Origin of the sequence: Lactococcus sp. S47, assembly GCF_016517475.1 — a bacterium.
GTDB classification, from domain to species: domain Bacteria; phylum Bacillota; class Bacilli; order Lactobacillales; family Streptococcaceae; genus Lactococcus; species Lactococcus lactis.
The window spans coordinates 19,040-33,269 of record NZ_JACVUB010000001.1; the positions used below are offsets into that span (position 1 = coordinate 19,040).

Genomic DNA, 14,230 nt, shown 5'->3' on the forward strand with positions numbered 1-14,230 from the left:
ATGTGATATTATAATATATATTCATAGCGATACTCAATAAAAAAGTATCGGCAAGGAGAGAATAAATGAAAAAAATACGGCCAGAAGTGATTACGGTTACCTCCAAGTCTCATTTTCGAACTTGGAAATCAGGGAAAAGTTGGTTATTTGCTACTTCAGCATTAGCTATAATTATCGTTTCAGGAACGATTACTGACCAAAATGTAAAAGCGGACACAGCAATTGATGGTAGTCAGCAAATTAGTGGTATTACTGAGGTAACAAGTTATTCAGCACTAGCTTCATCGACAAATAGTGATGTAGCTGCTAGTCAAAATCAAGTTGCTTATGAACAAGCTAGTGACCAAAGTTCTAATAATTCACTGGCTAACACAGTAGAAACTGATACTGAGGGAATAACTTCAAATGTGTCAGATAGTAGCAATTCAATTAATGAAAGCCAAAATACGACAAGTACAGCGGTTATTCAAACTCTTACAAACAATATCGTATCGCTTGCAGATTCAAGCTCATCAAATGATAATGGCAGCAATTCTATATTAAGTTCTTCTAATGCTGCAGACAGCGTTGATTCGGCAGCTGTCTCTCAAAGTTCAACAAGTTCATCAGTAATTTTGAGTGAAAGTTCAGCAATTGATAGTGGTATTGGATCAACTTCTCAAAGTTCGGAAATGAATCTTGCGGGAAATAGTAGTACTAATGCTTCAAGTGCTGCTGTCGCTTCTTTTACGGCTATTCTAGCGACTAATTCGTCTATGGTACTACCAATACTTACTCAGGCACTAGCTACAACAGCGCCTGCTACAACAAGTGGTTCAGCTATTCTTAACACAACACTCGGAGATCTTGTAAATCAAGCAATTTCGACAGTAGGAATTAGTGGTTTAGAAAATATTTTTAGCACACTTGGAACTTTTAATATTCCAGGAATGACTACAGCCGCGTCAGCTCTTAATGGTGTTGAACAAATCGTCAATATTGTTGGAAATATCCAGGAAGCAGCTGCTAATCCTGGAGCCTTTCTATTAAATGGAATGAAATCTGCAGGTTTAGATGTTAGCCAAATTCCATTAGTTGGAGGGCAGATTGTGGCAGCATTTAATGCTATCCCATCAATGAGCCCCGCTGCTATGCTTACTTTTCTTGAAAATCCAACAATTCCAGGACTTTCAAGTATTCCGGGGGCAAGTCTAGTACTAAGCCCAGTACTTAGCGCAATAAGTACTGTAACAAGTGGGATTGTTAATCAACTTAATACGACAACTTCCAATGCCTTGGGTGGTGTTAATTTTGATTTAGACACACTTGTCTCTCTTCAAGGAAATGATCTTGTCAACTACTTGGCTGGTTTAGTAGTTAATTCAGCGATTAATCGAGTAGGTCAAATTGCTTGGAGTCAATTATCTCCAACTATTAGTAATATTCCTCTTGTAGGTACTACAGTTAATAATGTTTTAAGCCCAATATTAAATAATCTTACTGGTGCATCTTTGGGTGAAGTTGCGAATTTAACGGGAGTTTCCAGCCTTATTGACCAAGTAAATAATAGTTTGGGTAATCTTACAAGCCTTGGTTCAACAGCCTTAGCCACGATTGAGAACACGGTTCAAAATAGTCTAAACTCACTTGGTAATCTTCCTGCTGGTGCTTCAGATATTCTTAACCAAGTGCTCGATCAGTTGCAAAATGCGATCAATAATATTGTTGAAAGTGCGACGGGGATTGTAAATAATTTACCAGGTCTTGGAGCTATCGAAAATGGTCTTTCGAACACTATTAGTCAAATACAAAATAATATTAATAATTTCGTTAATAATGCACTTAATGGAATAACGACAATTATCAATTCTTTAACTCCAAGTGTTGGTGCTTCAACAGTTAATCCAAATTCTAGTGCTAATAGTAGCCAATCAAGCAGTAGTGCCAGTTCTTCATCAATTACAGCTAGTAGTTCAACTTCATCTTCAAATGTATCAAGCAACACGAGTTATAATTCTAGTGAAGCAAATACTTCAAGTTCGACTTCTAATGCTTCAAGTTCAAGCTCAGAAGGTTCAAGTACTTCAAGTTCAAATTCCAGTGAAGGTAGTGTCACAAGTTCATCCTCGGTAGACTCAAGTCAAACAAGTTCTGCTGGAGCAAATAGTTCAAATTCAAGCTCAGAGAGTTCAAGTGCTTCAAGTTCAAATTCCAGTGAAGATAGTGTTGCAAGTTCATCCTCGGTAGATTCAAGTCAAACAAGTTCTGCTGGAGCAAATAGTTCAAATTCAAACTCAGAAGGTTCAAGCATTTCGAGTTCAAATTCCAGTGAAAGTAGTATTGCTAGTTCATCTTCGGTAGACTCAAGTCAGTCAAGTTCAGCTGGAGTAAATGGCTCAAGTTCAAGCTCAGAGAGTTCAAGTGCTTCAAGTTCAAATTCCAGTGAAGGTAGTGTTACAAGTTCATCCTCGGTAGATTCAAGTCAAACAAGTTCAGCTGGATCAAATAGTTCAAATTCAAACTCAGAAGGTTCAAGTGCTTCAAGTCCAAATTCCAGCGAAAGTAGTATTGCCAGTTCATCTTTGGTAGACTCAAGTCAATCGAGTTCAGCTGGAGTAAATGGCTCAAGTTCAAACTCAGAAGGTTCAAGTGCTTCAAGTTCAAATTCCAGTGAAGGTAATATTGCCAGTTCATCTTCGGTAGACTCAAGTCAATCAAGTTCAGCTGGAGTAAATGGCTCAAGTTCAAGCTCAAAAGGTTCAAGTGCTTCAAGTCCAAATTCCAGCGAAAGTAGTATGACAAGTTCTGGTGGGACAAGTGATTCAAATTCAAACACTGGTCAAACTAGTACTACAAGTTCATCTTCTGAAAATTCAAGTCATTCGAGTCTGAGTTCAAATGAATCAAGTAGTGCAAGTTTGACTTCATCCGAGTCAAGTGGTTCAACAACATCTTCAAGTATGTTGACTAATCCAAATTTACAATCTAATGATAAAAATGGCTCAAGTCTAACTTCAAATAGTTCGTATACTTCAGAAATGAAACTAAATAACTTGAGTGACTCAAATTTACCTTCGAATGAAGCAAAAGTTTCGACTTTAATTTCTAAGGTATCAAGTAGTCCGAGTCTTTCAAATTCATTAAGCGCAACAATCTTACAACTTGTACCAACTGTAACGAAAGAAGAACTTCCCAAAACAGGTGCTGATGACGATTTAAGTTTAGTATTAGCAGAATTGGGATTAGGCTTAGTGGCAACGTTAACTATTGGAAAAGTTAAATATAAAAAAAGGTTTTGAGTAGTATATTTTAATTAAGGACTTCTTTTCTTTTGAAAGAAGTTTCTTTTTAATTTGGAATTATTCCTTTATTAAAAATTACGAACAATTTAAAATAAAGAAAGAAAAAGGAATGATGATGATTAGAGGATGAATGTTAGCTTATGGTATAATAGTTCTATGAACTTGATAGATGGAAAAGCACTTGCTGCTAAAATGCAAGCTGAGTTGAAAGTTAAAGTCGATAAATTAAAAGAAGCGGACAATGTTCCAGGTCTTGCCGTTATTCTTGTGGGCGAAGATCCTGCGAGTCAAATTTATGTCCGAAATAAAGCACGACAAGCCACAGCAATTGGTTTAAATTCTAGTGTGGTTCGTCTACCAGAAACTGTGTCAGAACAAGAACTGTTAGATTTAATTGAACAGTATAATCAGTCAGAACAATGGCATGGTATTTTGGTACAATTGCCATTGCCAGAACATATTTCTGAAGAAAAGGTTTTACTAGCTATTGATTCAGAAAAAGATGTGGATGGTTTTCACCCAATGAATATGGGACGTTTGTGGTCTGGGAATCCTTTGATGATTCCCTCAACTCCAGCCGGTATTATGGAAATGTTCCGTGAATATAATGTGGAACTTTCTGGTAAACGTGCAGTTGTGATTGGTCGTTCAAATATCGTCGGAAAACCAATGGCGCAATTATTAATGATGGCTGATGCTACTGTGACGATTGCTCATTCAAAAACAGAAAACTTGCGCGAATTGACTAAGGAAGCTGATATTTTGGTGGTTGCTATTGGCCGTGACCGGATGATTAAAGCTGAGGATGTCAAAAAAGGGGCAGTTGTAATTGATGTTGGGATGAACCGTGATGAAGATGGAAAACTTCATGGCGATGTTGATTTTGATGAAGTAAAAGATGTTGCAAGTTTGATTACCCCTGTTCCTGGTGGAGTTGGTCCGATGACGATTACAATGCTTATGGAACAGACAGTTCGTGCAGCAAGTAGAAAAATGAATGAAAATAAATAGTTAATTAATAAAAGAGTAACTAAGTTTATAGTAATTTCTAAAGACTTATTTTTAAGTTAGAAGTTTTTTGAAGATAAACTTTTTACTTTTTTTCGATTTTAGCAGTAGAAATTTTACTAACAGAATGATTAGTAAAAAGATTAATTGAGAACTAAAGAGTGAGGGAATGACAGAATATTTATCAGTATCAACCTTAACAAAATATTTAAAAGCGAAATTTGACCGTGATCCATATCTTGAACGGGTTTATTTGACAGGAGAAATTTCAAATTTTAGAAGAAGACCAAATCATCAATATTTTGCACTTAAAGATGAGGGCGCTGTGATTCAAGCTACGATGTGGGCGGGACAATTTCGCAAATTAGACTTTGAATTAGAAGAAGGGATGAAAGTTTTGGCTGTCGGTCGAATCAGTATTTATCCACCTTCTGGCTCTTATTCTATAAATATTGAAAGTTTAGTTCCAGATGGCGTTGGAGCTCTTGCGGTTAAGTTTGAACAGTTGAAGAAAAAGCTGACTGCTGAAGGGCTATTTGAACAACGTTGGAAACAAACTTTGCCACAATTTTCTAAAAAAATAGCTGTGGTAACTAGCCCGTCAGGAGCGGTCATTCGAGATATTATTACGACGGTTCAACGTCGTTTTCCGATGAGTCAAATCGTTCTTTATCCGACAAAAGTTCAAGGACAAGGTTCGGCTGAAGAAATTGCTGGAAATATCCGTCGAGCTAATCAACGTGGTGATTTTGATGTCATGATTATTGGTCGTGGTGGTGGGTCTATCGAAGATTTATGGGGATTTAATGAAGAAATTGTGGTTCGAGCAATTTTTGAATCACGTATTCCAATTATTTCATCGGTTGGACATGAAACAGATGTGACTTTAGCTGATTTTGTTGCTGATAGTCGTGCAGCGACTCCAACAGCGGCAGCCGAATTAGCAACACCAAATACAAAGGTTGATTTAATAAATTGGGCGAATGAGCAGGAAAAACGACTTTTTAACCGCTTAACACATTTAATTAAAATAAGGCGTGAACGAGTAGATAAATTAAGCCAGTCAGTCGTTTTTAGACAGCCAGAACGCTTGTACGATGGACACTTACAAAAACTTGACCGTTTGTGTGAACGTTTGTCAGTGCTGACGGAAAATAAAGTTGCAAATATGAAACACCGTTATGAGCTGTCAGCTGGGAAATTAATTCCGACTTACGGAAAGATAGTTGAAGCTAAAAAGAATAAGACGGAGCAACTTTATCAGTCTTTACTTTTATTAGATATTTCGAAAATAAAAGCGCGTGGTTTTTCCCTCGTTACTGACGAAAAGGGAAAGATTATTAAATCCGTAAGTGATGTGAAAAAAGGTCAGACTTTAGATGTTGAATTGACTGACGGAAAAGTAATAGTGGAGGTAAAATAATGGCAACCAAAAAAGAAGATGTAAAATTTGAAGATAATTTGGCAGAGTTAGAAAATATTGTTCGTAAGTTGGAATCTGGTGATGTAGCGTTGGAAGATGCTATTGCTGAATTTCAAAAAGGAATGAAAATTTCGGAAACTTTGAAAAAAACACTCAATGAAGCGGAAGAAACATTAGTAAAAATAGTTGGAAAAAATGATCAGGAGAGTGATTTCTCTCCGGAACAGAAAGACTACTAAAATAAAAAACCTTTGATTTTTCAAGGTTTTTTATTTTAAACAAAATTTTACTGACAAAAAAGCCTATTATTCTAATATCAATCTTATTTATTATATACTAATAATAGATAGAATTATGGTCAAGTCTTTTATAGAAAGAGTAGATTAAATGAAGAAAAAATTTGTATTAGCGCCAGATTCTTTCAAAGAAAGTTTGAGTGCGCTGGAAGTTTGTCAAGCAATGGAAAAAGGAATTAAAAAAGTTTTTCCTAAGGCTGAAATAATTTCTATGCCAATGGCTGACGGTGGTGAGGGGACAACAGATGCTTTGATTGATGCAACGGGTGGACGACGGGTATATAAAAAAGTACAAGGTTCATTTGCAAATACAAATGTAGAGGCCTATTTTGGTATTTTGGGAAACTCAAATACGGCGGTCATTGAGATGGCAAAGGCAAATGGTCTGGAATTGGTTGCTTTGGAAGATAGAAATCCATTGATTACATCAACCTATGGAACAGGACAATTAATTAAGGCTGCAATGGATGAAGGAGTAGATAAAATCATCATTGGCATTGGTGGAAGTGCGACTAATGACGGTGGCTCTGGAATGGCTCGTGCTTTGGGAGCTAAATTTTTAAATAAAGACCAAGAAGAGATTCCACTTGGTGGAGGTTTCCTTAAAGAAGTTAGAACAATTGATATGAGTGATTTTGACCCAAGAGTGGAAGAAATTGAAATATTAATTGCTACTGATGTCACCAATCCTTTAACCGGAAATAATGGCGCTTCTTATGTTTTTGGACCACAAAAGGGAGCAACTGAGGAAATGGTCAAAGTATTGGATGAAAACTTGAAGCATTATGCAGAAATTGTTCATAATGATCTGGGGAAAGATGTTAAAAATAAACCGGGAGCTGGTGCAGCAGGTGGTTTGGGAGCAGGTTTGCTTGCTTTTACCAATGCAAAAATACAATTAGGAATTGAGCTTGTTGCACAAACAATATACTTAGAAGATAAAATTAAAGAAGCTGATTATGTATTTACAGGTGAAGGTGGAATGGATTATCAGACAAAATTTGGTAAAGCACCCTATGGCGTCTGTAAAATTGCTAAAAAATACAAGAAACCTTGCTTTGCTTTGGCAGGATATATTGGGGATGGAGCAGATGTTCTTTATGACGAAGGAATGACCGCTATTTTTGGTGTTTTGAGTCAAGCACAATCTTTGTCAGATGCCTTGGCTGACGGCGCAAAGAACGTTGAGCGAACGAGTGAAAATATTACAAGAGTATTAGCAATGAATGAGCAAAAGGCTCACTTATAAAAATGGAATGGATTTAAAAAATAAAAAAATTTCCTCAAATCATCACGGTTTTTAGCCGTGAATTTTGGTATAATTAGGGTAATGGATACGAAGATACTAAAGTTAGAAGACTTTTTAACTGAATTTTATGAAAGCGCTGAATTTCCAACTGGCTTAGCCGAATCAGCAAAATATTCTTTATTGGCAGGCGGTAAACGAATTCGCCCTCTCCTTTTTTTAAACCTATTAGAGGCTTTTGATTTAGAATTGAGTAAGGCTCATTATCATGTGGCAGCCGCACTTGAGATGATTCATACGGGTTCTTTAATCCATGATGACTTACCAGCAATGGATAATGATGATTATCGTCGAGGGCAGTTAACTAATCACAAGAAATTTGACGAGGCAACTGCAATTTTATCTGGTGATACTTTATTTTTTGACCCTTTCTTTATCCTTTCAACTGCTGATTTATCCGCAGAAATAATAGTAGCGTTGACGCGTGAATTGGCCTTTGCTTCAGGTTCTTATGGAATGGTTGCGGGTCAAATCTTGGATATGGCTGGTGAAGGAAAAGAGTTGACATTAGCTGAAATTGAGCAGATTCATCGCTTGAAAACTGGGCGACTTTTAACTTTTCCTTTTGTAGCTGCTGGAATTGTTGCTCAAAAATCAACTGATGAAGTTGAAAAACTTCGTCAAGTGGGGCAAATATTAGGATTGGCTTTTCAAATTCGAGATGATATTTTAGATGTCACAGCAACTTTTGCTGAGCTTGGAAAAACACCAGGTAAGGATATTTTAGAAGAGAAATCAACATATGTTGCTCATTTAGGACTTGAGGAAGCAAAAAAATCACTGACAGGAAATTTGTCAGAAGTTAAAAAATTACTGACAGACTTATCAGTTACTGACAGCTCTGAAATTTTTAAAATTATTGAGCAATTGGAAGTGAAATAAAAAAAATAGAAATATAAAAAGAAATTATTAGTTACATTTCTAAGAAAAATACGTATAATTACTATAAAGAAAGATCTACATGAAAGAAAGAATTGACGTACTTGCCACGAATCAAGGTTTGTTTGAAACACGAGAGCAAGCCAAAAGAGGAGTAATGGCTGGTCTAGTTGTTGATAGTAAATCAGGAGAGCGTTACGATAAACCTGGTCAGAAAATTGATGATGGAACAGAACTTCGTCTTAAAGGTGAAAAGTTAAGATATGTTAGTCGAGGAGGGTTAAAATTAGAAAAGGCTCTTAAAGAATTCCATTTAGAAATTAATGGAAAAACTTGTCTTGATATTGGTTCTTCAACTGGTGGTTTTACTGATGTAATGCTTCAAAATGGTGCCAAATTAGTCTATGCTTTAGATGTTGGAACCAATCAATTGGCTTGGAAAATTCGTTCAGATGAACGCGTTGTCGTTATGGAACAATTTAATTTCCGAAATGCTGTTTTAGCTGACTTTGAACAAGGAAGACCGTCATTTACTAGTATAGATGTTAGTTTTATTTCTTTAGATTTAATTCTACCGCCACTTTATGAAATTTTGGAAGAAAATGGCGAAGTAGCAGCTCTTATTAAACCGCAGTTTGAAGCGGGACGTGAACAAGTCGGAAAAAATGGAATTATTCGTGACCCTAAAGTTCACCAAATGACTATTGAAAAAGTTTTAAAAACAGCCACTCAACTTGGTTTTTCAGTAAAAGGTTTGACCTTTTCGCCAATCAAGGGTGGGGCTGGAAACGTTGAATTTCTTGTCCATTTACTTAAAGATGGAAAAGCAGAAATTGCTCAGCAGGTTAATATTGAATCAGTTTTACAAAAAGAAAGTGAAGAACTATGAAAAGAGAAGACCGATTAAACTTTATTGCTCAATTTATCCGTGAAAACGAAATTAAAACGCAAGAAGAACTTGTGAATACCCTCTTAACTCATGGAATTGACGTTACTCAAGCGACCGTTTCCCGCGATATTAAATCACTTGCCCTAATCAAGGTGCCAGCTGAATCTGGTGGTTATCGTTATGATTTACCAAAAAACAAGGAAGTTTTACAGTCAAGCCTTCATAAAGCCTTAGCTTTTGATGCAATTACGGGAACAAAAATCAAAGATAATATGCTCTGGATTCTTGCTAATCCAGGGACAACAAGTCTTGTGAAAAATTATCTTTTGGAAGAATATAGCGATGATATTTTTTCAATCATTATTGATGATGATAGTGCTTTAGTTATTTTTGAAACGGAAGAAGATGCTAAAAATCTTTATAATTTACTGACAGAATTTTAAATTTACTGACAAGAATATTGTGACAAAATTCTGCTGAATATTTTGAGCGAATTAATAGCTGTCAGTAAAAAAGATAAGGTTATTGGGTTACTAATAGCCTTGTCATTTATTTTTGAGAAAGGAAATTTTGATGTTACAAGAGATTTCAATCAAAAATTTTGCAATTATTGAAGAAATTCATCTATCCTTTGAGAGTGGAATGACGATTTTAACTGGGGAAACTGGTGCGGGAAAATCAATAATTATTGATGCAATGTCTTTATTATTAGGTGGGCGTGCTTCGAGTGATTTTGTGCGGCATGGGGCAAACAAAGCCGAAATAGAAGGTCTCTTTTTCTTTGATAAAACTCCAGAATTGAAGGCGGTATTATTAGAACTTGGCTTTGAAGAAGTAGATTCTGAAATTATTTTAAGACGTGAGATTTTTGCTAATGGTCGTTCCGTTTGTCGAATCAATGGTCAAATGGTTAATTTAGCTACGCTAAGACAAGTGGGTGAATTATTAGTTGATATTCATGGTCAACACGATAGCCAAGAATTGATGAATCCGAAAAGCCATCTTCGTTTACTTGATGAATTTGGTGACGAAGCCTTTGATCAGATAAAAAATAATTACAAACTCAAATTTGAAAACTTCAAAAATTTGCGTCAACAGCTCAATTTACGACAAAAAAATGAGCAAGAATTTGCTCAAAGAATTGAAATTCTTCAATTTCAGGCTGAAGAAATTGAAGCAGCGGAAATTAATCTTGAAGAAGATGAACAATTAATTAATCGCCGAGAAAAGTTAAATAATATTAAAAATATTGCTGATTCGCTTAGTAGTGCTTATCTAGCGCTTGATGATGAAGATAATGATTATTCAAGTCTTAATAATATCCGAACAACAATGACAGAATTGGATAAAATTAGTAACTTTGATAATGACTACCAAGAGCTTGCTGACAAGACAGCTGAAAGTTATTATGTATTAGAAGAAGTTGCTAATCAAATTCAGAGAATCATGAGTGATTTAGAATTTAATCCAGCTGAACTTTTACAAATTGAAGACCGGATTATGACCTTGACCACTTTGAAGAAAAAATATGGCCCAGAACTGTCCGATGTGATGAACTATTTAGAGAAAGTCCAACTTGAACTCTCAGAACTGACGGGTTCAGAAAATGACTCAGAAAATCTAGAAAATTCAGTTAAAGTTGCACAAGTTCAACTCATTGAAGCAAGTAAAAAACTTAATGAAGCGCGCCATAAAATTGCCAAAGAAGTTGAAAAAGATATTAAACACGAACTTTCTGAGCTTTATATGGAAAAAGCTGATTTCAAAGTTAGTTTTGAAGGGGCAAAATTTTCAGCAAACGGGAATGAGCATGTTGAATTCTTTATTCAAACCAATCCGGGAGAAGGATTTAAACCGCTGGCAAAAACAGCTTCGGGTGGTGAACTTTCACGTTTAATGCTCGCTATAAAATCAAGCTTTTCAAGACGTGAAAATAAAACAGCCATTGTTTTTGATGAGGTCGATACTGGTGTTTCTGGCCGTGTTGCTCAAGCGATTGCTAATAAAATATATAAAATTGCTAGACATGGGCAAGTTCTTGCAATTTCTCACCTTCCGCAAGTTGTGGCCATTGCCGACAGACAATTTTATATTGAAAAAGCTTCAACCGATGACATTACTACTTCCACAGTTAGAAAATTAAACGCGGAAGAAAGAGTAAATGAAATTGCGAAAATGCTTGCTGGTGAAGATTTAACTAAAGAAGCCTTAGCTCAGGCTAAACGTTTATTGAGCAAATAAATCGAATATTATTAAGAAAAAGTCTTGATTTTTAATCGGGGCTTTTTATCTTTTAGATGACAAAATCATAATTAGTGTAAAATTGCAACCACAAATGTGTATATACCGAAAATAATAAATGTTAAAATTAAATTGTAGTTACACTATTAAAAATATTGGAGTATATGTGAAAGTAAATAAAATTTGGATTTTAATCATTTTGGTCTGTTTGTTTTTTTCAATTTATGGGCATTATAATCAAAATTATTTTTTCTTGTTCGTAGGTATTGTTGGTGCCTGTGCGGGAATAATCTGTATGTTATGTGAAATGCTGATTCAAATTCTTAGAAATCAAAAGATAAAAAAATAAATTTTAAAAAGCTAGTTTTAGATAAATTTCTTTGATTTGTTAGCAAATGTTACTGACAAACCTTTTAAAAAGGGCTAAAATATATTCATAAGCTATGTGCCAACTTCCAAGTCAGAGAGCCATAGATAAAAACGCCTTCTCCTATATAAGATAAGGGCGTTTTTATTATAAATTCGAAGCCTCATTTATTGGGGCTTTTTATCTCTAAAGGAGATATTATGAAGTAAAAATAGATTTTTTACCATTAAGAACTTCTGTTAAAGTTCTTTTATGAATTAAACTCAATATGTTATAATGAGATATCAATCATAGTACTGAAAGGAGAGGTTTGTAATTTAAAAACTGAAGTCGTATTTTATAATTTAGGAGTTAAAAATGAGTAAAACACGTTTAGAAGCATTTACGGATGCTGTCATCGCAATTATCATGACTGTCTTAGTTTTAGAATTGGTCCGTCCAGATTCAGATAGCTTGCAAAGTTTTATTGCTTTACTTCCGCATCTGGGTGTCTATTTTGTAAGTTTTTTTATACTGGCTATTTACTGGGTCAATCACCATCATCTTTTTCAAAGCATCAAAAGAATTAATGGAAAAGTTCTATGGATAAATATTAGTTTTCTTTTTGTCTTATCACTTATTCCTATTTTTTCTAACTGGGTATCAATCTATCCTAATTCATTTATCCCAGAATTAGGCTATGTGATTATCTTTTTCTTCGGGAATTTTATTTATCTACTTTTGACAAGAGAATTATTGAAAATCAATGGACATCGTAAAACGTCTGAGACAACGATTAGAAAAAATATCCTAAGTGTTGTGCTCAATATTGTCAGCATTTTATTAGGTTATTTTATAGCTCCAGTAATCATGCTTGTTGGTTCAGCCTTAATTTTTTCAATGTGGGTGATTCCAGATAAAAATATTGAAAAAATGTTTAAATAATCTTTTAATAAAAATATGAGTTTACTTAATAAAAAAGTTTGGAATAAATAACTGACCTTCTGTCAGTAAATAATATTATAAGTAAAGAGGAATAACAATGATTAAAGCATACATCAAATATTGGAAAAAAGCAGGAGATTTAAAATCTTATTCAAATCGTTCGGATTATTGGTGGGTTTTCTTGACTAATTCAATCATATTTGCGATTCTCAGCTTTTTAAACTTTATGGTGACAATACCTAAAGCTGGGAAAATAATGAGCCAATCTGCAACTTTATCACAAAAAGAAATTATTCAACAGGTGACAGACTTATATGCCAACCCTACAGGTGGCGCATTAGTAATAGTTATTGTTACAGCTCTCATTGGTCTTGCTATTCTTGTTCCTAATATCAGTTTGACAGCTCGCCGTTTATGTGATGCTAGGTTTCCTTGGTGGATTGCTCTTGTTTTTGGAGTAGCTGCAATTTATGGGCTGGTTACAATGTTTATTCATCAAGATTTTCTAGCAAAAATGGGTTATTTTGTTGGATTTGTCAATTTCATTATTTATATTCTTTGCCTTTTTCCAACCAAATATGGCATTGACGAAGAAGATGATTCAAGAACTTATGAATAATTAAAAAAATAAAGAGGTAAAATATGGTTCAAGCTTATAAAAAATTTTGGCTGGGAGCTTTCACTTTCAATAAAAAAACTAGTCGTAAAGATTTTTGGTCAGCCTTATTAACTCATATCATAATATTTGTCATCTTGTTTAAAGCTTATCATTTCTTTAATCTACTAGATTTTTATCAACTAACGACTTTATGGCAAACTTTTGCTTCATTCTTTCAATTAATATTTAATCTATATTTCTTTGGAAGTTTATTGTCCTTCATTGCTCTAACTGTTCGGAGATTGAATGATGCAGATTTGCCTTGGGGACTTATTTTTCTTAATTTTATCCTTGGTCTAGGAACTCTTGTGCTCTTGATACTTAACCTATTTCCAAGTTCGCCTAGAGCTTTAAAATTCAAGGAATACGAGATTAGTTCTTCTCAAGAATTTAATAATTTACCAGAGACAGAGACATTATCAGGTATATTCAAGGACTATTTTAAAAATTACTTTGAATTTCGCGGAAGAACGACAAGAAGAAATTTTTGGTGGGTGCAACTGTTTTGGGGACTGACCGTTATTCTTTTTCTGTTTTTAATCTATCTTTTCAATCAATTTGAACAAATAATGTTTGGCTATAATTTTATTGGTAGTATGGTCTTGCGTTTATTCTTTTTCCTATTTATCTTAGGAACATTTTTCCCACAACTTACGATTCATGTAAGACGCTTAAGAGATGCTGGTTTGAGTAATTTAGGATTATCACTTTTGTTAGGTGGAACAAGTGGAATATTAATTTTCTATCAAATGTTCACGAAGACATTAAAAATAACATATACAACCGGTCACTATCAATTAGTTCAATATCTCTTATTTTTACTAGTAATGATTGCAGGATTGAGTTTAATTCTTGTAGAAGTAATGGCGACAGGAGAATTAAAAACGAATAAAAAAAATTCTTTATTTGAAAAAATAGACTGATTAATTTCAGTCTATTTTTAGTATTAATTGTTAAA

Annotated in this window: 12 protein-coding genes; all 12 read left to right on the plus strand. The window is 34.5% G+C overall.

Features of this window, described 5'->3' with window-relative positions; translation table 11 throughout:
- The first annotated feature begins 65 nt into the window (after positions 1 to 65).
- Positions 66 to 3,278 carry a KxYKxGKxW signal peptide domain-containing protein gene (locus IAE52_RS00090; protein ID WP_109990762.1) on the plus strand — a complete coding sequence of 1,071 codons (3,213 nt, stop codon included), beginning with the start codon at positions 66 to 68 and terminating at the stop codon, positions 3,276 to 3,278.
- Between the two features lie 159 nt (positions 3,279 to 3,437).
- Positions 3,438 to 4,292, plus strand: a complete 855-nt coding sequence (locus IAE52_RS00095; protein ID WP_033899233.1) for a bifunctional methylenetetrahydrofolate dehydrogenase/methenyltetrahydrofolate cyclohydrolase — start codon at positions 3,438 to 3,440, stop codon at positions 4,290 to 4,292.
- Positions 4,293 to 4,458: 166 nt separating this feature from the next.
- The gene (gene xseA, locus IAE52_RS00100) at positions 4,459 to 5,712 is read left to right on the plus strand and encodes an exodeoxyribonuclease VII large subunit (protein WP_031559209.1); all 1,254 of its coding nucleotides are present in this window, start codon (positions 4,459 to 4,461) and stop codon (positions 5,710 to 5,712) included.
- Positions 5,712 to 5,951, plus strand: a complete 240-nt coding sequence (locus IAE52_RS00105; protein ID WP_003131346.1) for an exodeoxyribonuclease VII small subunit — start codon at positions 5,712 to 5,714, stop codon at positions 5,949 to 5,951. The genes xseA and IAE52_RS00105 overlap by 1 nt, the downstream gene beginning before the upstream one ends.
- Before the next feature lie 148 nt (positions 5,952 to 6,099).
- Positions 6,100 to 7,257 (plus strand): glycerate kinase, encoded by a 1,158-nt coding sequence (locus tag IAE52_RS00110; protein WP_200136623.1) that lies wholly within the window; start codon positions 6,100 to 6,102, stop codon positions 7,255 to 7,257.
- An 81-nt stretch (positions 7,258 to 7,338) separates the two neighbouring features.
- Entirely contained in the window at positions 7,339 to 8,196 is an 858-nt protein-coding gene (locus tag IAE52_RS00115; protein WP_109990763.1) for a polyprenyl synthetase family protein, read from the plus strand.
- A 79-nt stretch (positions 8,197 to 8,275) separates the two neighbouring features.
- Entirely contained in the window at positions 8,276 to 9,082 is an 807-nt protein-coding gene (locus IAE52_RS00120; RefSeq protein WP_015426159.1) for a TlyA family RNA methyltransferase, read from the plus strand.
- Positions 9,079 to 9,525 carry an arginine repressor gene (locus IAE52_RS00125; RefSeq protein ID WP_015426160.1) on the plus strand — a complete coding sequence of 149 codons (447 nt, stop codon included), beginning with the start codon at positions 9,079 to 9,081 and terminating at the stop codon, positions 9,523 to 9,525. Before IAE52_RS00120 ends, IAE52_RS00125 begins: the two co-directional genes overlap by 4 nt.
- A 130-nt stretch (positions 9,526 to 9,655) precedes the next feature.
- Positions 9,656 to 11,323, plus strand: a complete 1,668-nt coding sequence (gene recN, locus IAE52_RS00130) for a DNA repair protein RecN (RefSeq protein WP_017864362.1) — start codon at positions 9,656 to 9,658, stop codon at positions 11,321 to 11,323.
- A gap of 724 nt (positions 11,324 to 12,047) precedes the next feature.
- Positions 12,048 to 12,614 (plus strand): TMEM175 family protein, encoded by a 567-nt coding sequence (locus IAE52_RS00135; RefSeq protein ID WP_003131353.1) that lies wholly within the window; start codon positions 12,048 to 12,050, stop codon positions 12,612 to 12,614.
- A gap of 97 nt (positions 12,615 to 12,711) precedes the next feature.
- Positions 12,712 to 13,233, plus strand: a complete 522-nt coding sequence (locus tag IAE52_RS00140; protein ID WP_109990764.1) for a DUF805 domain-containing protein — start codon at positions 12,712 to 12,714, stop codon at positions 13,231 to 13,233.
- Between the two features lie 23 nt (positions 13,234 to 13,256).
- Positions 13,257 to 14,195 (plus strand): DUF805 domain-containing protein, encoded by a 939-nt coding sequence (locus tag IAE52_RS00145; RefSeq protein ID WP_109990765.1) that lies wholly within the window; start codon positions 13,257 to 13,259, stop codon positions 14,193 to 14,195.
- Positions 14,196 to 14,230: the final 35 nt, after the last annotated feature.